We start from the raw sequence: 19,314 nt of genomic DNA, 5'->3' as shown, positions 1-19,314 counted from the left end.
TCAGATCGTGCCTTACTTCTTGTCGAGCGCGAACACCCAGATCACGCCGCCTTGCGGGACGTTGTTCTCGAAGCCCTTGACCTTGCCGGCCAGTGCATCCTGGATGCGTTGCGCGTCGACGCCCCAACCCGACTGGACCGCGATGTATTGCGTTCCGTCGACCTCATAGGACATCGGCATCGCCATGATGCCGGAGTTGGTCTTCTGCTCCCACAACAGCTCGCCGGTCTTGGCGTTGAAGATGCGGAACATCCGGTCGTTGGTGCCGCCGGCGAGAACCAGGTCGCCCGCGGTCGCCGTCACCGAGCCGAACAGCTGCGAGGTCTTGAAGTCGTGCTGCCAGACCTTCTTGCCGGTGGCCGGATCCCACGCCTGCAACTCGCCGAAATGATCGGCGTTCGGTGCCGGCGTCAGTCCGATGTCCTCCGGCTTGGTGCCGAGCCAGAGCTGGCCGGGTACCAGCGGCTGCTTCTCGCCCGTGAAGCCGCCGCAGAAGTTCTCGTTGGCGGGAACGTAGACGAGCTTGGTGCTCTGGCTGTACGCCGCCGACGGCCAATCCTTGCCGCCCCACAGCGACGGACAGAACTCGACCCGCTTGCCGATCACCGGCTTGTGCTCGGGATCGACGATCGGCCGGCCGGTCTCGGCCTCGATGCCTTTCCAGACGTTGGTCTTCACGAACGGCCAGCCGGACACGTAGTTGATCTTGTCGGGCTTGTTCTCGAGCACCCAGAAGATGGCGTCGCGTCCCGGGTGGATCAGGCTCTTGAACGACCGTCCGTCACGCTGCAGGTCGACCAGCATCGGCGCATCGACCTCGTCCCAGTCCCAGGAATCGTTCTGGTGATACTGGAAGTGCTTCTTGATCTTGCCCGTCTCGGGATCGAGACCGATCACCGAGCTGGTGTAGAGGTTGTCGCCGGCGTGAGCCGAGCCCGGCCACGGCGCAGCGTTGCCGACGCCCCAGAGGATCGTCTTGTTGTCCTTGTCGTAGGTGCCGGTCATCCAGGCCGATCCGCCGCCCGACTTCCAGTCGTCGCCGCTCCAGGTCTCATGCCCGGGCTCGCCCTCGCCGGGGATGGTGAAGGTGCGCCAGAGCTCCTTGCCGCTCTCGGCATCGTAGGCGACGACATAGCCGCGCACGCCGAACTCGCCGCCGGAGCCGCCGACGATCACCTTGCCGTCGACCACCAGCGGCATCAGCGTCAGGTATTGACCTTTCTTGTAGTCCTGGACCTTGGTGTCCCAGACCACCTTGCCGGTCTTGGCATCGAGCGCGACGACGTGGTCGTCGGTGGTGGCGAAGTAGACCTTGTCCTGCCACAGGCCGACGCCACGGCTGGTCGGATGCAGCTGGAACAGATCGTCGGGAAGCTGCCGCTTGTAGCGCCAATACTCCTCGCCGGTCTTGGCGTTGAGCGCGATCACCTGGCCCATCGGGGTCGCGGCGAACATCACGCCGTTGTTGACGATCGGCGGCGCCTCATGGCCCTCGATGACGCCGGTCGAGAAAGTCCAGACCGGCTTGAGGCCCTTGACGTTGGAGGTGTTGATCTGGTTGAGCGGACTATACCCCTGTCCGTCATAGGTCCGGCGATACAGCATCCAGTTGCCGGGTTCGGGATTTTCGAGCCGCGCCGAGGTCACCGAACTGTAGTTTTCGATCGGCCCCGCGACGGCATAGGTCGAAATGAGGCACGTGAATGCGACACAACTCGACAGTAACCACTGCTTGCTTGTCATGAGATGCTACCTCCCTGCTCTGTTTTGATTTTTTCAGTTTAGGTCATGCAGAAATCCCGATGTGGCCTCATCCTCCCTGCTGAGCACCCACCTTTCCGACGAATGGCGCTGCGACCGTGATCGCGCCGTCGGCAACCGTCAGCGGCAATGCCGCGAGGCGACGTGGCGCCGGCCCGAACACGACCTGCGCATTCTGCCGCGGATCGTATTCGGAGTTGTGACAGAGGCATTTCAGGACGTTCTTGTCGCCCTGCTCTTCCTTCAACCAGGCAGTGATCGGACATCCGGCATGCGTGCAGATGACCGAGTAGCAGACGATGCCGTCAGGGGCGCGGGCGCGCGTGGCATCGTCGAGTTCGCTCGGATCGAGCTTGACCAGCACGACCTCGTTCAGCCGCGAGCCCTTGCGAACGACCGAGGTGTTCGGGTCCTGCGGCCAGGCGCGAATGGGCGGGCCGCCCAAGGTCAGATCTTCCGACTTGATGACCTGGCCGGCCTTGTCGCCTTCGGCGCGCACGAGCCGATCGGCTTTTTGCGGCCGCTCGCTGGCACCGGGCTGTTCTTCATCATCGGCGGCGGCTGGTTCGATCGCGGCGAGACAGGCGCAGCCTGCGAGCGCGGTCAACACCGCGCGGCGCGTCGGGTCGGCGCACGACCCTGCCGCATCGGATTCACCGGACTGTTCGATCGAAGCGCTGGAGTTGGCTTGCGACATGGCGCAAGCTGAACGTGCAACTCGGCCGAAAAGATGGCGGCACACCTTCTCGATGCGAGAACGCATGCGCAAAAAATACGCTGCAGCTTTGGGTTGATCGACGGCGCGGCTTCGCGATTGCTGCGATCAGGGCTCGTTGACGAAGCTCAGCCTGCCGACAGGTTTCAGCGTCTTTGCATCAAATGTGCGAATCTCTGTTGCACCGCCCACGTCAAGCGTGAGGACCAATCGTTCGCCGGCGACACCGGTGGCGACGATGCGCGCGCCTTTCGGCAGCGCAGCAGTGACGTCGGAAACGGAAACGGGGCTTCCCTCGCTGCGATAAAGGCGGTAGCCGATGGCAATCAATACGACGGCCACGGCCAGTGCCGAGGTCAGGCCCGCGATCAGCATCATGCGCCGCACCCGCGCGATCAGCGCGGCCTGGTCGGGGGTCGGTTCGGTCACAGCGGTGTCGGTCATCACAAGGCTCTATCTTTGCAAGTGTCTTCGCAACAAGTCTCTTCGAATGGCGGTCGGAAGCTGGAGGTCGTCGTCGCCGGCGACGAGGGCTCGGCCCGGCTCGACCGCGTGCTCGCGCAGCGCAGTCCCGAGCTGTCCCGGTCCCGGCTGAAGGCGCTGATCCTCGCCGGTTCCGTGACCGTCAAGGACGCCGTCGTCCGCGACCCCGCTTATCATGTCGCCAAAGGCGATACGATCATAATCGACGTGCCGGAGGCCGCGCCCGCCGAGCCGCAGGGCGAGGACATCGCGCTCGATATCGTGTTCGAGGACGACGACATCATCGTCATCGACAAGCCGAGGGGCCTCGTCGTGCATCCCGCCGCCGGCCACGCCAGCGGAACGCTGGTCAACGCGCTGATCGCCCATTGCGGCTCGAGCCTGTCCGGCATCGGCGGGGTCAAGCGGCCGGGCATCGTGCACCGCCTCGACAAGGACACCACGGGGCTGATGGTGGTCGCCAAGAACGACCACGCCCACCAGTCGCTGACCGCGCAGTTCGCCGACCATGGCCGCACCGGGCCGATGGAGCGCGGCTACATGGCGTTCGTCTGGGGTGTGCCGAACCGGCCCCACGGCACGATCGACGCGCCGATCGACCGCCACCCGCACGCCCGCGAGAAGATGGCGGTGCGCCAGGGCGGCCGCGAGGCGATCACCCATTTCGAAGTGCTCTCGAGCTTTGCCGGCCGCGACGGCAAGCCGGTCGCCTCGCTGCTGGCGTGCCGGCTCGAGACCGGGCGGACCCATCAGATCCGGGTGCACCTCGCCCATCTCGGCCATCCCCTGCTCGGCGACAGCGTGTACGGCGCCCACTTCAAGACCAAGGCCGGGCAGCTCGGCGCGGAAGGTAAGGACACACTCACTGCGCTGGGCCGGCAGGCCCTGCACGCCTATCTGCTGGCATTGGAGCACCCCCGGACCGGAGAACTTTTGCACTGGGAGGCGCCTTTGCCGGAGGATTTGCTTCTTCTGCAACGGGCGCTGGAAGCGGCGGTATGACGCACCACTTCCGGAAAAGCCGCGTTATGACAACAGGTTATACCTGCCACACGGGGACGTGACGTCAGCAATCCTTCCCTATCACGGACAGTTTGGTGTATGTTGCACCTGCGCTGAATATCCAGCGCGGAACATCGCAGCATGGCCGGCTTTAACCCAGCGGCCACCTGCCGGGCCCGCCGCTATCGGGGGCCTGAACCACTGGAGGGCGCTCAAATGGCCCGTACAGCTACGTTGCCGGTCCTCAATGGAGAATCCGGCCTCTCTCGATACCTCGCCGAGATCCGCAAGTTCCCGATGCTGGAACCCCAGCAGGAGTACATGCTCGCCAAGCGTTGGCGCGAGCATGACGATCGCGACGCGGCGCATAAGCTCGTCACCAGCCATCTCAGGCTCGTGGCCAAGATCGCCATGGGCTATCGCGGCTACGGCTTGCCGATTTCCGAGGTCGTCTCGGAAGGCAATGTCGGCCTGATGCAGGCGGTGAAGCGATTCGAGCCCGAGAAGGGCTTCCGTCTCGCCACTTACGCCATGTGGTGGATCAAGGCGTCAATACAAGAGTACATTCTGCGTTCCTGGTCGCTCGTGAAGATGGGCACCACCGCGAACCAGAAGAAGCTCTTCTTCAACCTGCGCAAGGCGAAGAGCAAGATCTCCGCCCTGGAAGAGGGTGATCTCCACCCCGACCAGGTCAAGCTGATTGCCAAGCGCCTCGGCGTGACCGATCAGGACGTGATCGACATGAACCGCCGCCTCGGCGGTGACGCGTCGCTCAACGCCCCGATCCGCGACGACGGCGAAGCCGGCGAATGGCAGGACTGGCTGGTCGACAACTCGCCCAACGCCGAAGCCCTGATGGCCGAGAGCGAGGAGTTCGATCATCGCCGCCAGGCCCTGAACGGTGCGATCGGCGTGCTCAACCCGCGCGAACGCCGCATCTTCGAGGCGCGGCGTCTGGCGGATGAGCCGATGACGCTGGAAGACCTCGCCGCCGAGTTCGGCGTGTCGCGCGAGCGCGTGCGGCAGATCGAGGTCCGCGCGTTCGAGAAGGTGCAGTCGGCCGTGAAGGGCACGATTGCCCGGCAGGAAGCCGCGCTCGAAGCCGCGCACTGATCGCGCAGCAGCGAGCCAACAGACACGAAAGCCGGCGGCAACGCCGGCTTTTTTGTTGTTTGCAAAGTGGTGCTCGGCACGCACCTCGATCCGGGGCGTGTAGCCATCAATCCGCCTGCCGACGAATGTCCGCATCAGCCTCGGGTGCGGACCCGCGAGGCGCACTCGGTCATGCCGGCTAAGGGGCCAGTTTCGGACCTTCCCGACAGGCTGCAGTGTCTTCGTGCAACGCCACCTGTTCCCCGGATGCGTCAGGTGACGTAGAATGTCACGGCCCTTGAAGCGGGACGTGCCGAAATCACCGTCCGGGCAAACGAGCAGCACTGGTGCTATCGGCAGGCACGCTCTCCTAGAGGCCGTTCTTTTTTCGGTTTCGCACCACCGTTCACCACGAACTTTGCGCGCTGCATTTGCGGCCGCTCGTTCGGTAACGTCGGGAGAAAAGCGATGAGGAAGGTCGATCGAAGGTCCGCACTGGGAATCGCGTTGGCAGCGGTTTCGACTGCCATGATCAAGCCCGCCGAGGCTCAAGCCACGGGCTACAAGGATACGGCACCTTGGCCAGGTGTCGTGTTGCGTGAATATGAAGGCGAGACACCATCCCTGATCCCAGGATTTAAGACGGTCTCAATGCGCGATGTCATTATGCAGCCGGGATCGAAGACCATGGGCCCCCCGATGATGAATGCCATGATCTGCCATATCACCGAAGGGGAGCTTCGGCTTGAACAGGAGGGAAAGACCTTTACGGGCAAGAAGAATTTTGTCTGGACCTGCAACAAGGAAACAAAAGAGCAGGCGTACAATGATGGGAATGTGGTCGCGATCATGCGGATCACGGACCTGAAGGCCTGAGGCTCTCTTTCTTCGCAAGAGATAGCAAGAGATAGATTGCAGGAGCGGATGGCGCACGCGACGGCGCGCCATCCGCGTGCAGGACCGCTTCGGGCCAGAAGGCGATATCCCTGAACTCGGATCGGGTTTCCGCTTCGTCCCCGAAAGCAGGCGTCCTGGATTTTAATGGAGTACGCGGCCCTACTCGCCCACTGCCGCGCGAGCTCATTCCGCCGAAAACCACGGAGTGTCCTATGGCTTCGCCTTCGCCGACTTCGACGGCACCTTCAAGTCACTGACGGGAAATCCGAGGGCGACGATGAACCGGCATAAACTCCAAAGCGACCCATTGATGCGCGGATATTGATACGCGGATATTTCAATCCGGGTCCTACCCGTTCCGCAGTCGGTCTCTCCGTTGGGAGATAGTCAACATGGCATCACCTGGAAAAATCCAGGAGTACGGATCGCAGGCACCGGATACGATTGCGGCGAAGTTATTCAACTTCGAAGTCGGCAAGTTCGCCATAAAGCCGGAACATTCCAATTGGCTGATCAGTGTCGTCGCTCCAAAATTGAGGAGCGGAGGAAGCCTTACAATTATAGGACTTGCAAGTCGTACCGGCAGCGACGATTTCAACATGGAATTGTCGCAGAATAGGCTGCGGGCCGTAATCGATCTGCTTCGCAAACAAGTGCCCAACAATTTCAAAGTTGCGCTCGAGGTGGCGAAAGGGGAACGCGCGGCCAAGTATGCAGGTGAAATGGATGGGGTGGAAAACGAAGCTTGGCGTGGTGTGATCATCTCGGTTTGGAATAAGCCAAATCCACCACCGCCACCGCCACCACCGCCGCCTCAACCGAAACCTCAATTTTATCCGGAGGAACGCAAATTCTTCAAACGTTGGCTTGGCTTCGGCGTCAAGTCTGGCGGACAGTTGTTAATCGGCGGCATCGAGAGCACGACCGCTTACGTCGTGAACCTGGGAGATTTGGAGACCTTTGACCTCCAGATTATTAGCAGCCGGTGGGGACTGGGTCTTGGAGGCAGCGGAGGGGCCGTTGCTGTTATCGGCTTTGGTTTCAGCGTTCCATATGAGTTGCACCGTGAACCCCTGAATGACTGGGGCGTCAATGTCGCATTTACCGAAAAGCTGATCTCGAAATCGGCACTACAATCGATCCATAACAGCAAGTACTTCATCGATGGCTTGAAAAACGGCAGGTACGTGGCACCCGCGCTGAATACGCGAAACACCTTTACGGCTATCGGCTTGCTTCAGAACGTGAGAAATGCGCTCCACACGCTGTACGGAGGATTCGAGGCAGCCAAGGGCTCGGGCGTCATTGTGCTCGACTTGCCGTTTTTAGGTGTGGGACTTGAATTGTCCGCTTTCTTGACGCGAGGAACCATGTACGTCTCGAATCCTTCCCATTGGATTGAACCGAGTTAAAGGCTCGGACGAGACTCGCCAAAGCCTTGCCGCTACCGAGGGACTTCCGGTTCACCTCGAAGACCCGGCGTTCTCGATGGTCACGCAGGCCGTCAGCGATGGTGTCCGCGGCCCCCGCGACGGAGGGGGTTCCTTTTTGCTCGCCGCCGGTGTTTGCTCTGCACGGCGGAGAACGGGCATGCGGGGATCGCTGGGGGAAAAGATCGGTGAAGGCGTCTTCGCTGATGTCCACGCCTGGGCGCCCGGTCAGGTCGTCAAATTGTCCAAGCCAGGTATCCCGCAGTGGGTCGTCCGGCACGAGATGCAAATGACCCGCGCGGTCTTCGCCGCCGGCGGCCCGGCGCCGGAGGTGCTCGGCGAAGTCACCCTGGACGGCCGCTTTGGCATCGTGCTGCCGCAGTTCGATGGGCCGACCCTGACGCAGGCTACGCGCACCGGCGCCATCACGCGTGAACAAGCGGGCGCAATCCTCGCGACGCTCTGCCTTGCCGTCCACAAGACGCGACCGCCGCCGGACGCACTCTCGCTGCGCGAGGCGATGGACGCCCGATTGCGGTTCGGCGGCAGCGTGCTTCCGGAGCGCATCACCACCGGCGTCCTCGCGCTGATCGAGCACCTCTCGCCCGATGACGTGCTGTGCCATTCCGATCTTCACCCCGGCAACGTGATCATGACGGCGCAGGGTCCGAGACTGATCGACTGGCTCGGCGCGGCTCGTGCGCCCGCCGCCTACGAGATTGCACAGTGCCATGTCCTGATTGCCGAGCTTGACCCGGAACACGCCGACGATCCGGAGCGGGCCACGGTCAATTCGGCTCTGCAGGCGGAGTATGCGCGGCTGGCCGGCATAGCCCCTGCGGCGCTGACGGCGGCGATGCAGCCCTATTTGCCGATCGTCCGCGTCTTCCTCCTGCTCGGCGGAGCCATGCCTGAGATGCGGGAGCGGCTGATCCAGCGCGTCGAGGCGGCCCTGCGCCCGGCGGGGTGATTACTCCCGGTCATCCCGCCTACGCCAAGGCTACGCCGGGCCGACATACTCGCTCGGCCGCCGAAGCTTCAGCGAAGGCGGCATGCCCGGCCATGGCCGTTCGAACAACGGCGTCGCTTCGCTCCGCCTATGACGAGTGACCATAGGGTGAGGGTCACAGCAACACGGAGGCTAAAGATGCAGGGATCGCTGGGGGAAAAGATCGGTGAAGGCGCCTACTCCGAAGCCTACGCCTGGGCGCCAGGGCAAGTCGTCAAACTGTTCAAGCCCGGCTTGCCGCGGCGGATGCCCTGGTTCGAGGTGCACATGATCCGCGCCGTCCACGCCGCCGGCGCTCCGGTGCCGGAGGTGTTCGGAGAGGTGACCCTGGACGGGCGCTTCGGCATCGTGCTGCAGCGCCTCGACGGACCGACCCTGCTGCAGCTAACCCGAACCGGCGCGGTGACGTTCGAACAGGCCGGCGCGATCGTCGCGGCTCTTGCCATGTCCATTCACAAGACGCCCCTGCCGCCGGAGGTCCTCTCCATGCGCGAGTATATGGAGGCTCAGTTGGAGCACGACGACGGCAAGCTCCCGAAGCACATCGCCACTGAAATCCTCGCGCTGATCGATCGCTTGCCGCCGGGCGACGGGCTTTGCCATACCGACCTGAGCCCCGGTAACGTGATCATGACAACGGAAGGCCCAAAGCTGGTCGACTGGGTCAGCGCGATGCGCGGGCCCGCCGTCCTCGAGCTTGGGTTCTTGCACGTGATCCTGTCCGAGCTCGGGCCGGAAGTCGCCGACAATCCGGAGCGGCCGCGCGCGACCAATGCGGCGGCGCAATCCGAATATGTTCGGCTGGCCGGCATGTCTCTCGCGGAGCTGACGGCGGCAATGGAGCCGTATTTGCCCATCGTCCGCACCTTCGCCGTTCTCGGCAACGCGGTGCCTTCGCTGCGGGAGCGGCTGATCCAGCGCATCGAAGCGACTCTGCGCTCGGAAGACTGAATGGTGACCTCTCCGCACGCTTCACAGCGCTCCGTCGCAATTCATCGAACGGCGGTTAATTGCCTGGCGTTTTCGAACCTTGCTTGGGCCTCTGAGAGGGCACTGTCGATGGCGAGTCCCAGTCAATCATTTTCAAGCAAATGAGGAGTTCGACGTAGCTTTGTACTTGCCCTGACCCTGCCATGAGTTCGCAACTTTCTCGCGGTCCCGCCGGGACAGTTAGCCAGATCGAGTTTAGCTGCTGCCGCGCAACCGCCTCGTCACTCACGCACTTGCTCGCGTCCTGGGGAAGTCCCGACGCTTTATCGTCAACGGAAACGTCCGCGCAAAGCGACTTGATGTCGAAGTTGGGAACACTGTCTGAAATTTGTACGGGCGGCTGACCAACGAGCGATAATGCCAAGAGCGCTGCCCTCATGAGATCTCCCTCCCCGTCCGGTGCGCCCAGCTGGAAGGCGGATTGAGCTGGGACTGACGCGGCTTCGGAGGCTGTAGCGGCCGCCCTCCGCCCACGACGTTACATTGCGCCTTTTTCCCAGTTTCTATCCACTACGAACCGCAATGCTGCGGCGCGCTACTACTTTTGCGCACGCGATTTGCCTGCCCGTCTGTTGGTGACGAATAGTTCGGAATGGCAATTGCCGCGGGCATTTGCCGATTTACGATGTGCTCAGTGAGACGTGATCCCTAACGCGAAAGGACGGCTGTGACCGCGGGCCCTGCATGCTGGTGCTCTTGGCCGTCGCGATGGTGTGGGGGTTGTAGCGCTGATCATCCGAGCAGAAGAGCGCCCCCGCCGACGACGAAGAAAACGATCGCTAGACCTATCAGGCCGTACTCGACGCCATCCATCCCGATCGACCATCGAACGAGGAACCAAGCAAGCCCCAGCTCAGGGGGTGAGCTGGGGCTGCCGGGGCTGGAAGGCTGTAGCGGCACAGCCTCTACTCACGACGCTACGACTTTCCCGAATTTGATCCACAAGAAACCGCTGTTGCTGCAGCGCGCTACTACCAATGCCCCACGCACGCGATCATACGGTCTCATACAGCGCACCGACGCCTGGCATGCCGCAGGTTACGGTGCGGCCACCCAGCCCATTTTGAACGGGGCTGCTTCTCAAGTCGTAGATCTGGGACAGAAGAATTGAGTTACTGGGCGTCGGCCATCTTCGATCGAGAAGCCTGCGGTTGCGCGTTGACTGCCGAGGGCCGGCTCGACGGCGACACCGGTTCCTGCGATGAGACGGCGGCGTCGGGCGGCGCGCCCGGGGATGGTCGATGGGCAGCTTGTGCCGGAAGCACGATCACTTTCGCGCCGACTTTCACCCGATCATAGAGGTCCATGACGTCGTCATTGGTCAGCCGGATGCAGCCGGATGAAACCCGCTTCCCGATCGTATCGGGCTTGTTGGTGCCGTGGATTCTGTATTCGGTATCGCCCAGATACATCGCCCGGGCACCGAGCGGATTGCCAGGACCGCCCGCCATGAACCGCGGCAGATAAGGCTGGCGCGAAATCATCTCTGCCGGCGGACGCCAATCCGGCCATTCTGTCTTGCGGGCCACGACCTGTTCACCGGACCATGTGAAACCTTCGCGGCCGACACCGATGCCGTAGCGCATCGCCTGCCCGCCATTCAGAACCAGATAGAGGAATGTGTTTCCGGTATCGATGACGACGGTGCCCGGCGGCTGGTGACTGACGTAGTCAACCACCTGCCGAGCAAATTTTCCGGGAGCGTCAGCGGCTTTTGGTGTTTCGATCCGGGGCGCGGGGACCGGGATCGGAACCGGAGCTGGCGCTGGCGCTGGCGCTGGCGCCTGAACCGCCGCCGCTACGTGAATGGGAGTCGACGGCGCAGGACTAGATGGTGCCGGCACCTGATGCGCGGCTTGCTTCCGTATCGGTTGAACGCTCGCCGGCCGCCACAGCAAGCCGTACCCCAATGCGGCAGCGGCCACGACGCCAACTACAACTCTTCCGGCCACTGGTAGCGCGAGCGTCTCGGTCTTTCCACGTTTGGCCCGCTTACCCATACCTCTCCCCTGATCGCTGTGCCCGGAAGGGGTATCCGGCAAATTTTAACAAGCTTCGAAGCGATGTCGCCCAGGCTGGAAATCGCCAAGCGTCGTTAACGCCAGCCCCTGTGCTGCAACACCCATCGTCCACATTCGATCGCCGGTTCGGGCAAAGCAAGGGCCGCCCAAAGGCGGCCCTCGCGCAAAGATGCAACATCACTTCAACGTATAGGTACCAGTCTGGTGATTGCAGTCTTGAAAGGTTCCCTCTTTGATGACCGGGAAAGGCCCTAAGGGTTGTATCGTTGCGGTCATGACCATGCCGTCGTACTTCCCAGTCCCCGCCACTGTCTCTCTGGTTACCTTTCCTTCTGACGTCGAGAAGTACGAAAGTCGCTTATCACCGTCTCGGTCAATGGACTCGCAGACCGTGGTGCCAGTAATCTTCCCACCAAGAGACGCACTAACCCCTACGCACCGGAATGTATCTTTGTCGAAAAGCCCACCCGGAGGATTGCTTCGGATAGAGCCGGTATGCTCATAGCTTCGCGCGATGTGGGTCTTGGAAAATGAGATAGTGTTGCTCGTGCCCGACCAGCACGCCGTGTAATCGAAGTTGCCTTCTTTTGGGAGCTCGGCGGCGAAAGCAGACGGTGCCAACGCAAAGACGATCAACGCTAAGGGATACCTGCATGCGCTTTCCATAGTACCCTCCGTATGGATTGGCAGAACGAACGATGCCAACGCGAGCGTGAGGGGACGCATTGATCCAGATCAATGGATGAAGACGAGGAAATGTCCGCGATGGGTCAAGGCCTGCCCTGGCCAGTCCGTAGGATAGGTAGAGCGCAGCGATACCCATCATCCCACCGCGCAGCACAAGCTTGATCGGTATCGCTTCGCTCCACCCATCCTACGAAGCGGACAAAACAGGCGCTTTTGGCTATGTCGGCCAGGGTCCAAAAGCAGACGAATTATTGCGCGCCGGCGCGGAGACGGGTTGGCCAACCGACACGGACCAACGTTTCATCCGGGTCAGAGACCGCGAATTCGTACATCCCCCACGGCTTGTCTTCGGGTGACTGCTGAAATTCGCGCGCCGCAGCATCAACACTCTCGAGGTAGAGATAAAGCCCAAAAGGGTTTCTGCCCGGCGTCAGCCATCCCTCGACCGCGTCCGTCAGATGTAGATAGCCGCCCTTCCCGTTCGACAGCATGCGATAGGTGTCGGGCTCTCCCGGAGCAGGCCTTTCGCCGTCCGGGCGCGCAAAGCCCAGCCGATTGTAGAACCGCTCCGACGCATCAAGGTCATTACACGGCAGGATCGCGATCAAAGCTCCAGAAGGGCTCATCTTGGTGCACTCCGACGTCACGCAACAAACTTGCGTCCGCTCTTCTCAATGTCTGAAAATTTGTCACCTTTAAGGTGGGCGTTGGGTTGGGACAGCCAGATGACCGCTCAGGGTCAGAAGGCGATATCCCTGAGGTCGGGTCGGGTTGCCGCTTCGTCACCGAACGCCGGCGTCCGCCCTACTCGCCCCACTGCCGCGCCATGGTGGCGAGCGCGCAGCCTTCGCAGTAGCGGGCATCCTTGAAGTCGATCCAGTTGTGGGCGTAGACGCGCTCCGGCGGGATGCCGTAACGCGCGCGCAGCAACTTCACCAGCACCCGCCAGGCCGCGACCTGTGCGTCGGTCGGGCCGGTCGTGACGTCGGGGTAATTGCCGGCGAACTCGACGCCGATCGACGTGTCCTTGTTCACCTGGTGATAGGTCTTGCTGTTGTCGATGTATTTGTTGTCGTTGCGATCGGCGCCGTCTGTGTGGGTCGGAACGAGGTTGTCGGAGACCGCCCAATAGACCGTGCCGTCGGTTTCGACCCAGACCATGACGCCGCGCCGGGTCGGGTTCTTGTGCTGCGCCTCGGCGCCGTATCGCGCCGAGCCCTGCGGCCCCTCGGTCTGGTGCACGATGATGTTGCGCCAGGGATGCGATTTGGCGACGTCGCCCCAGGGCGCCAGCCAGACCATCTTCAAGCCGGGAATCTCGGGCGTGCCTTGCGATCGCGCGATAGTCGCGAGATCGGGCGTTTCGGCCGATGCGGCAGCGGACAGGACCAGCGCGACGAGCGCGGTGAGCAGGCGAGGCATCATCACGGAAGATCCGGTGTCGTCTCTCGTTAGCACGCTCAGGCGCGCTTGCGCAGGCTCGCCTCGACCGTCTCGGGCGCCGGCTTCGGCTCGTAGGTCGCGTAGCCGTTCTTGCCGCCCTTCTTGGCGTCGTAGAGCGCGTGGTCGGCGGCGGCGACCAGGCGATCGGGATGCAGGCCGATCTCGCGGGTCCATTGCGCGACGCCGATCGAGACCGCGATCGGAATGTCCCTGCCGGTGCACTGCTCGGCATCGGCGCGGCAGACCTCGAGCACGCGGCGCGCGATCATCGCGCCTTCGCGCAGCGTCGAGGACGGCAACACGATGCAGAACTCGTCGCCGCCGGTGCGGGCCAGCATGTCGCCCGGGCGGAGCCGCGTCTGCGCCATCAGCGTGAAATGCTGCAGGCAGGCGTCGCCGGCGGCGTGGCCATGGGTGTCGTTGATGCCCTTGAAGCCGTCGAGGTCGATCACCAGCAGCGCGAACGCCTCGCCGTTGCGGTCGGAGCGCGCGCATTCCTCGGTCAGCCGCTGCAAGAGATGGCGGCGGTTGCCGACGCCGGTGAGATCGTCGAGCAGCGCGAGGTCGGCGACCTCGTTGCGCAGCCGGTCGATCGCCATCAGCAGGAAGCCGAAATTGAGCGCCATCGACAGAAACACCATCAGCAGGATCACCAGCGACTGCCCCGCAGAGAAGCGGACGAAGGAGAACTCGCCGGGCTGCAGCAGCGCGCCGACGGCACGCAGCGCATAGATGCCGATCAGCACGGAGGCGACGATGCCGGCGAGCCGGGCACCGGGGCTGACGCGGCCGTTCTCGGACGACAGCAACAGCTTCAGCGTCAGCGCGAACGGCGTGACCTGGGCAATGGTGTAGACCAGGATGCGCATCGGCATGCTGTCATAGGCGAAGATGAAGGTGCCGAGACCGGCGAAAGCCAGCGCCGTGGTCAGCAGGGTGGCGCGCCAGGTCGCAGGCTTGTCGTAGAACCGCTCGATGCCCATCGCGGCAAGGCCGGCGGCGAACACCATCAAGGTCCCGGCCGCGAGCAGCGGCAGCAGCGAGTCCGTCAGCATCACGCGAAGCATCGCGCAGCTGGCCCCGGCGGAGGCGACGAGGGCCGACGCGGTCCAGAACCGCGCCGCGCCGAAAGCAGGATAGCTGCGCGCGACATAGGCCCAGATCAGCCCGAGCGCGAGAAAATTGATAATGAATACCGTCCAAAGCGTCGGAACGCTCAACATCGCCCCTGTTCGAGAGCCGTATCGGCCTCGCCTCTCCTGAAATGACCGTCTGCCGCTAAAGCGCGATGAGATCAGGCTGAATCATCATCGCGCGTTAGATTCTTGTTTTGGCATGATCTTTTCGGAAAACCGCTTCGCACTTTTCCGGATCATGCCCCCCGGGGCGCTTCCTCAAATGACAATCCCCGTTGTCTTACGGAACAGCATGCGGCCGCGCCGCTTAACGGAGCGTCACCCACAACGTGCCAATCCGCGCCGTGGTTTTGAATTGATGAAGATCTGCGCATCCGCCGTTTGCGCATCGTTAAGCATGATGGATGCGCCGACGCCGCGACGCGCGACATGCGCAACGCTTTGCGAAAAAGCTGGCGAAAACGCGTAACAGTTGTGGATAACACGATGACGACGCCGTGACAGCACGCGGCAGCAGCCTCCGAATCTGCTGAGTTTGATATCGAGGATGTTGCGAGGCTGGCCCTCCGCCAAGCATGCCTCGGAGTCGCGTTCAATCCATGAAACCCTGAGAGGATACTATGGCTAAGAAAGCGAAGAAGGCGAAGAAGGCGAAGGCGAAAAAGGCCACCAAGAAGAAGGCCGCCAAGAAGTAACGAATTCCAGCCCGGGTAGCGGCTCTTGCCCTGCCCGGGCACCCGGACCGGGACAACCGGTCGCAGCGACGTCAACCTCGAATTCACCACCCTACATCGATCGGCCCCGAACTGACGGGGCGCAAGGCAGCAGGCGCAACGCCTGCTTTTTTATTGCCTGCGTCCGGGCGTGACGGCCGCGACGTCAGCGCTCCGCCAAGGCGAGCCTGGCGCCGAGCAGGGCAAAGCCAGCGGCAAAGCTTCGCCGCAGCCAGGCCATCACCTTCGGCCGGGTGATGACGCGGTCGCGCAGCGAGGCGGCGAACAGCCCGTAGACCGCGAACACCGCAAAGGTCATCGCCATGAAGACACCGCTGAGCTCGACCATCCGCGCCAGCGGATGCGGCTCGTCGACCGCGATGAACTGCGGCAGGAAGGCCAGGAAAAAGATCGACAGCTTTGGATTGAGGATGTTGATCAGGATCGCGGTCACGATCACCCGCCGGCGCGAGCGCGGCTTGATCTCGGTGTCGACGGCAAGCGCGCCGCGCTCGCGCAGCGCCTGCCAGGCCATGTAAAGCAGATAGACGACGCCGCCCCATTTCAGCGCCGCGAACGCCACGGCGCTGGTGTGCAGGATGGCCGCGAGCCCGAGCATCGCCGCGATCATCTGCGGCACGATCCCGAGCGTGCAGCCGAACGCCGCCGCGACGCTCGCCCGCGCTCCCCGGGTCAGCGCCACCGCCAGTGTATAGAGCACGCCGGTGCCGGGCGAGGCCACCACGATCAGCGACGTCAGCAGAAAGGACCAGGTCACTTCAAATCCGTCACTTCAAACCCTCGGCGGGCGAGACATCGTCCGCCAATATCACGGCGACGGGGACGGCGGAAGCGGCTGCCGGCCTCCGCCCGGCGCCAGCGTCGACACCCCGTTATGACGACCTGCGCCATCCGCGATGCGAAAGCTCCGACGCCTTCATCTCGGCGACCCGGATCACGTCCAGCGGCGCCCAGGGCTTGGCCCAGAACAAGGCGCCTTCGGGCAGGCGCTGCCGCAGCGGCTTGCCCGAGGTGACGATCACGTCGAGATCGGGTCTGTACTTCTTCGCGGCATAAGCGAGCTCGATGCCGGTCATGTTTCCGGCCAATTCGACGTCGGTCATCATCAGCACGACGTTGTCGCCGTTGCCCTGCAGCACCAGCTCGGCGGCCTCGGCGCTCTCGCAGGCGATGACGTCGAACTCGCTCTCCTCCAGCAGCAGCCCGATCATCTCGCGCTGCATCGGGTCGTCCTCAACCACCAGGGCCTTCGCACGGTAGGGCTTTGACTGTCCCATGGGTGTGGCTCCCTTGGTTTGAATGCTTCGGTTCGAGCGCGTAACATAGATTAAATGCCCAAAATCACTGGATGGTTCAGTTCCAATTTGAGAAAAGCGTGGAAATGCCGTGTTCCTCGCTTGGCAACCACCACCCCCGTTGAGATGGAGCTCACCCGACATGACCGCGATCCCTGGATCCGCCGCTGCCGTGACCGGAGCCGCCAGCGGCATCGGCCGCGCGCTCGCGCATGAACTGGCGCTGCGCGGCTGCGATCTGGCGATCGCCGACCGCGACGAGGCCGGCCTGCAGGCCGCCGCCGCGGAGATCGCGAAAGCGAGCCCGCGCAAGGTCACCGTGCATCGGCTCGATGTCAGCGAGCCGGACCAGATCACGGCGTTCGCGGAGGCCGCCGTTACAGCGCACCCCTCGCTCAACATCGTCGTCAACAATGCCGGCGTCGCGCTGCTCGGCGAGTTCGGCGAGTTCGATCAGGCGCAGATGGAGTGGCTGTTCAACATCAATTTCTGGGGCGTGGTGCACGGCACCCGCGCCTTCCTGCCGCAGCTTTCGCGGCAGCGCGAGGCGCATATCGTCAACATCTCGTCGATCTTCGGCATCATCGCCCCGCCCGGCCAGAGCGCCTATTGCGCGGCCAAGTTCGCGGTGCGCGGCTTCTCGGAAAGCCTGCGCCACGAGCTTGCGGTGGCGAACAGCCCGGTGCGTCTGTCCGTGGTGCATCCGGGCGGCGTTGCCACCAGCATCGCGCGCAACTCGCGCGCCGGCACCGGCGTCACCGACAATGCCCGCCGTGCCGAATCGATCGAGCGCTTCGACGCGCTGGCCAGGACCACGCCGACCGCGGCCGCGCAGCGCATCATCGCGGGCATCGAGAAGAACCAGCCCCGCATCCTGATCGGCAAGGACGCATACTTCATGGACCTGCTGCAACGCTTCCGCCCGGCGACCTACTGGAAAACGATGCAACGGATGATGGAGAAGACGGCGGCGCGGCGGATCGCCCGCGATGCCGCGAGGGCGAGCCAGTAGCGCAATGGCGCGGCGTAACCCGCGCATCACCCGTCGTCCCGGCGAAAGCCGGACCCATAACCACAGGATCGGGTTGGCGAGACACGCCGGCGGCCGCAGCGCCATGCAACACGGACATTTGTGGTTATGGGTCCCGGGTCAAGCCCGGGACGACACCGGGGATGTCGCACGAGCAGTGAGCAAACGGCTGCGACGTGAGGCCCTGTGGCGCAGACGCGCATACGCCCGTCGTCCCGGCAGCCGGGACCCATAACCACAGGATCGGGGTGGAGAGACACGCCGGGGCCGCAGCGTCGTGCAACAACAGACATTTGTGGTTATGGGTCCCGGGTCAAGCCCGGGACGACACCGGGGATGCTGCACGAGCAGTGAGCGAACGGCCGCGACGTGAGGCCCGGTGGCGCAGACGCGCATGCACCGTCGTCCCGGCGAAAGCCGGGACCCATAACCACAGGATTGGATTGTTGAGCACGCCGGGGCCACAGCGTCGTGCAACAACCGACATTTGTGGTTATGGGTCCCGGGTCAAGCCCGGGACGACGCTGAGGATGCTGCCGGCCCGCGGGTCATACTGTGCCTGCGCATCACAGCTGCGCGTCATCGTGACACGAGATTACCCGCCCAGCTGCTTCTTCACCCCGAGCGCGAGCCGGAACAGCGGGTCGCTCCGCTCCGAGGGATAGAGCGCGCTCCTCGCCACCTGCGGGAAATTGTCGTTCTTCCAGAACGACGCCGGCGCGAACGAGAATTTGGCGACCAGCCGCCGGCCGAAATCCATCTCGTAGGGAAAGTAGTTTTCCTTCTGCTCGGTACCGGACATCTCCGGATACTCGCCGAGCAGATAGCCCTCCTGGATGTGCGGCCGCACCGCCGACGGCGGGCAGACGCTGGCGAGGCGCACGATCTGCAGGCCGGCCTCGGCGCTCGCGGTGATCGCGCCGCTCAGATTCGGCACGCCGAGCACATAGAGGAAGGCGGTGCCGGTCTCCGCCAGCGAGGCAAAGGAGGCGGCAATCCGGATCGAATGGGTGACGTCGAGCAGCGGCGTGGTGCAGACCTCGTAATGCTGCAGGATCGACCAGCGCAGGATGCGATGCCGCTTCAACCGCTCGAGCCCGAGCAGCTTTTCCCTGGCGTATTCGGCGATCAGGATCCGCTCGGCGCGTTGCAGCGCATCGAACCGGCCGACCAGCGTCGCCTGATCGGGATTGCCGCGGCCGCCGCGAAACAGCGTCGGCTTCAGCGACGAGTTGCGCTTGATGTTCCTGTAGTCGGCGCCCTGGCCGCGAAACAGCAGCACATGATCGCGGTTGAGGAATTGCAGCTCGGCGATCTTGGTGGCGAGCTCGAGATAGGAGCCGACGCGATGGCCCGGCCCCTCCCGCACCGCCGAGTTCTTCGCGACCTGGCATCCGCGGCGGTCGAAGAACGACCAGATTTTTTGGCTACCGATGGTTTCCATGGGACATTGCGCATCTGGGGCTCGCGAAGCGAGAGCCCGGAATTCATTTCTCAACACATGATGCGACCCGATGGAAGCAATCCATCGTCCCGCATTTGCCGAAAGATGGATTGCTTCGCTCCGCTCGCAATGACGGACAAGGCCG

Annotated in this window: 18 protein-coding genes; 7 read left to right on the top strand and 11 right to left on the bottom strand. The window is 63.3% G+C overall.

Annotated elements, in window-relative coordinates:
• Window positions 1-12 precede the first annotated feature (12 nt).
• The 3 genes from ACVIHF_RS41925 to ACVIHF_RS41915 form a co-directional block, all read right to left on the bottom strand.
• A complete protein-coding gene (locus ACVIHF_RS41925; RefSeq protein WP_225159733.1) occupies window positions 13-1,743 on the bottom strand; it encodes a methanol/ethanol family PQQ-dependent dehydrogenase in 1,731 nt (576 codons plus the stop codon).
• Window positions 1,744-1,810: 67 nt separating this feature from the next.
• Complete coding sequence (locus tag ACVIHF_RS41920; RefSeq protein ID WP_253604091.1) at window positions 1,811-2,458, bottom strand: QcrA and Rieske domain-containing protein; 648 nt, start codon at window positions 2,456-2,458, stop codon at window positions 1,811-1,813.
• A 126-nt stretch (window positions 2,459-2,584) separates the two neighbouring features.
• Window positions 2,585-2,920 carry a hypothetical protein gene (locus tag ACVIHF_RS41915; protein ID WP_028333161.1) on the bottom strand — a complete coding sequence of 112 codons (336 nt, stop codon included), beginning with the start codon at window positions 2,918-2,920 and terminating at the stop codon, window positions 2,585-2,587.
• A 21-nt stretch (window positions 2,921-2,941) separates the two neighbouring features.
• On the opposite strand from ACVIHF_RS41915, the gene ACVIHF_RS41910 reads away from it, so the two are divergent.
• The 6 genes from ACVIHF_RS41910 (at window position 2,942) to ACVIHF_RS41885 (ending at window position 9,340) form a co-directional block, all read left to right on the top strand.
• Entirely contained in the window at window positions 2,942-3,961 is a 1,020-nt protein-coding gene (locus ACVIHF_RS41910) for an RluA family pseudouridine synthase (protein ID WP_244435987.1), read from the top strand.
• 216 nt (window positions 3,962-4,177) lie between these two features.
• The gene (gene rpoH / locus ACVIHF_RS41905) at window positions 4,178-5,074 is read left to right on the top strand and encodes an RNA polymerase sigma factor RpoH (RefSeq protein ID WP_024581019.1); all 897 of its coding nucleotides are present in this window, start codon (window positions 4,178-4,180) and stop codon (window positions 5,072-5,074) included.
• Window positions 5,075-5,521: 447 nt separating this feature from the next.
• On the top strand, window positions 5,522-5,929 hold the full coding sequence (locus ACVIHF_RS41900) for a hypothetical protein (RefSeq protein WP_253604095.1): 408 nt from the start codon (window positions 5,522-5,524) through the stop codon (window positions 5,927-5,929).
• 413 nt (window positions 5,930-6,342) lie between these two features.
• Window positions 6,343-7,362, top strand: coding sequence for an OmpA family protein (locus ACVIHF_RS41895; protein WP_141340036.1), 1,020 nt, complete (start codon window positions 6,343-6,345; stop codon window positions 7,360-7,362).
• Window positions 7,363-7,540: 178 nt separating this feature from the next.
• Window positions 7,541-8,350, top strand: a complete 810-nt coding sequence (locus ACVIHF_RS41890; protein WP_253604097.1) for a phosphotransferase — start codon at window positions 7,541-7,543, stop codon at window positions 8,348-8,350.
• A gap of 177 nt (window positions 8,351-8,527) precedes the next feature.
• Window positions 8,528-9,340: an aminoglycoside phosphotransferase family protein gene (locus ACVIHF_RS41885; protein ID WP_253604099.1), complete on the top strand. Its 813-nt coding sequence runs from the start codon at window positions 8,528-8,530 to the stop codon at window positions 9,338-9,340.
• Window positions 9,341-10,491: 1,151 nt separating this feature from the next.
• On the opposite strand, the gene ACVIHF_RS41880 is transcribed toward ACVIHF_RS41885, so the two are convergent.
• The 7 genes from ACVIHF_RS41880 to ACVIHF_RS41850 all read right to left on the bottom strand — a co-directional run bounded on the left by ACVIHF_RS41880 (window position 10,492) and on the right by ACVIHF_RS41850 (window position 16,677).
• The gene (locus tag ACVIHF_RS41880) at window positions 10,492-11,379 is read right to left on the bottom strand and encodes a L,D-transpeptidase (RefSeq protein WP_456793810.1); all 888 of its coding nucleotides are present in this window, start codon (window positions 11,377-11,379) and stop codon (window positions 10,492-10,494) included.
• Between the two features lie 956 nt (window positions 11,380-12,335).
• Window positions 12,336-12,713 carry a VOC family protein gene (locus ACVIHF_RS41875; protein ID WP_283064371.1) on the bottom strand — a complete coding sequence of 126 codons (378 nt, stop codon included), beginning with the start codon at window positions 12,711-12,713 and terminating at the stop codon, window positions 12,336-12,338.
• Between the two features lie 178 nt (window positions 12,714-12,891).
• A complete protein-coding gene (locus ACVIHF_RS41870) occupies window positions 12,892-13,512 on the bottom strand; it encodes a peptidoglycan recognition protein family protein (protein ID WP_456777571.1) in 621 nt (206 codons plus the stop codon).
• A 35-nt stretch (window positions 13,513-13,547) separates the two neighbouring features.
• Window positions 13,548-14,753 carry a GGDEF domain-containing protein gene (locus ACVIHF_RS41865; RefSeq protein ID WP_253604106.1) on the bottom strand — a complete coding sequence of 402 codons (1,206 nt, stop codon included), beginning with the start codon at window positions 14,751-14,753 and terminating at the stop codon, window positions 13,548-13,550.
• Between the two features lie 231 nt (window positions 14,754-14,984).
• A complete protein-coding gene (locus tag ACVIHF_RS41860) occupies window positions 14,985-15,239 on the bottom strand; it encodes a hypothetical protein (protein WP_456793809.1) in 255 nt (84 codons plus the stop codon).
• A gap of 306 nt (window positions 15,240-15,545) precedes the next feature.
• Complete coding sequence (locus ACVIHF_RS41855; protein ID WP_456793808.1) at window positions 15,546-16,157, bottom strand: LysE family translocator; 612 nt, start codon at window positions 16,155-16,157, stop codon at window positions 15,546-15,548.
• Between the two features lie 115 nt (window positions 16,158-16,272).
• Window positions 16,273-16,677 carry a response regulator gene (locus ACVIHF_RS41850; protein WP_057018055.1) on the bottom strand — a complete coding sequence of 135 codons (405 nt, stop codon included), beginning with the start codon at window positions 16,675-16,677 and terminating at the stop codon, window positions 16,273-16,275.
• 160 nt (window positions 16,678-16,837) lie between these two features.
• Between ACVIHF_RS41850 and ACVIHF_RS41845 the strand changes: the two genes are divergently transcribed.
• Window positions 16,838-17,707: an SDR family NAD(P)-dependent oxidoreductase gene (locus ACVIHF_RS41845; protein WP_283064377.1), complete on the top strand. Its 870-nt coding sequence runs from the start codon at window positions 16,838-16,840 to the stop codon at window positions 17,705-17,707.
• A gap of 613 nt (window positions 17,708-18,320) precedes the next feature.
• Here ACVIHF_RS41845 and ACVIHF_RS41840 read toward each other — a convergent pair.
• Window positions 18,321-19,169 (bottom strand): FRG domain-containing protein, encoded by an 849-nt coding sequence (locus tag ACVIHF_RS41840; RefSeq protein WP_076827937.1) that lies wholly within the window; start codon window positions 19,167-19,169, stop codon window positions 18,321-18,323.
• Window positions 19,170-19,314: the final 145 nt, after the last annotated feature.

This window comes from Bradyrhizobium sp. USDA 4506 (genome assembly GCF_054058795.1).
The sequence above is the reverse complement of the archived record's forward strand: the minus strand, read 5'-3'. Positions and strand labels throughout refer to the sequence as shown.

Coding starts and splice junctions, on each gene's coding strand:
- ACVIHF_RS41925 (WP_225159733.1), bottom strand. CDS start 1,743: ATGACAAGCAAGCAGTGGTTACTGTCGAGTTGTGTCGCATTCACGTGC.
- ACVIHF_RS41920 (WP_253604091.1), bottom strand. CDS start 2,458: ATGTCGCAAGCCAACTCCAGCGCTTCGATCGAACAGTCCGGTGAATCC.
- ACVIHF_RS41915 (WP_028333161.1), bottom strand. CDS start 2,920: ATGACCGACACCGCTGTGACCGAACCGACCCCCGACCAGGCCGCGCTG.
- rpoH (WP_024581019.1), top strand. CDS start 4,178: ATGGCCCGTACAGCTACGTTGCCGGTCCTCAATGGAGAATCCGGCCTC.
- ACVIHF_RS41900 (WP_253604095.1), top strand. CDS start 5,522: ATGAGGAAGGTCGATCGAAGGTCCGCACTGGGAATCGCGTTGGCAGCG.
- ACVIHF_RS41895 (WP_141340036.1), top strand. CDS start 6,343: ATGGCATCACCTGGAAAAATCCAGGAGTACGGATCGCAGGCACCGGAT.
- ACVIHF_RS41890 (WP_253604097.1), top strand. CDS start 7,541: ATGCGGGGATCGCTGGGGGAAAAGATCGGTGAAGGCGTCTTCGCTGAT.
- ACVIHF_RS41885 (WP_253604099.1), top strand. CDS start 8,528: ATGCAGGGATCGCTGGGGGAAAAGATCGGTGAAGGCGCCTACTCCGAA.
- ACVIHF_RS41880 (WP_456793810.1), bottom strand. CDS start 11,379: ATGGGTAAGCGGGCCAAACGTGGAAAGACCGAGACGCTCGCGCTACCA.
- ACVIHF_RS41875 (WP_283064371.1), bottom strand. CDS start 12,713: ATGAGCCCTTCTGGAGCTTTGATCGCGATCCTGCCGTGTAATGACCTT.
- ACVIHF_RS41870 (WP_456777571.1), bottom strand. CDS start 13,512: ATGATGCCTCGCCTGCTCACCGCGCTCGTCGCGCTGGTCCTGTCCGCT.
- ACVIHF_RS41865 (WP_253604106.1), bottom strand. CDS start 14,753: ATGTTGAGCGTTCCGACGCTTTGGACGGTATTCATTATCAATTTTCTC.
- ACVIHF_RS41850 (WP_057018055.1), bottom strand. CDS start 16,677: ATGGGACAGTCAAAGCCCTACCGTGCGAAGGCCCTGGTGGTTGAGGAC.
- ACVIHF_RS41845 (WP_283064377.1), top strand. CDS start 16,838: ATGACCGCGATCCCTGGATCCGCCGCTGCCGTGACCGGAGCCGCCAGC.
- ACVIHF_RS41840 (WP_076827937.1), bottom strand. CDS start 19,169: ATGGAAACCATCGGTAGCCAAAAAATCTGGTCGTTCTTCGACCGCCGC.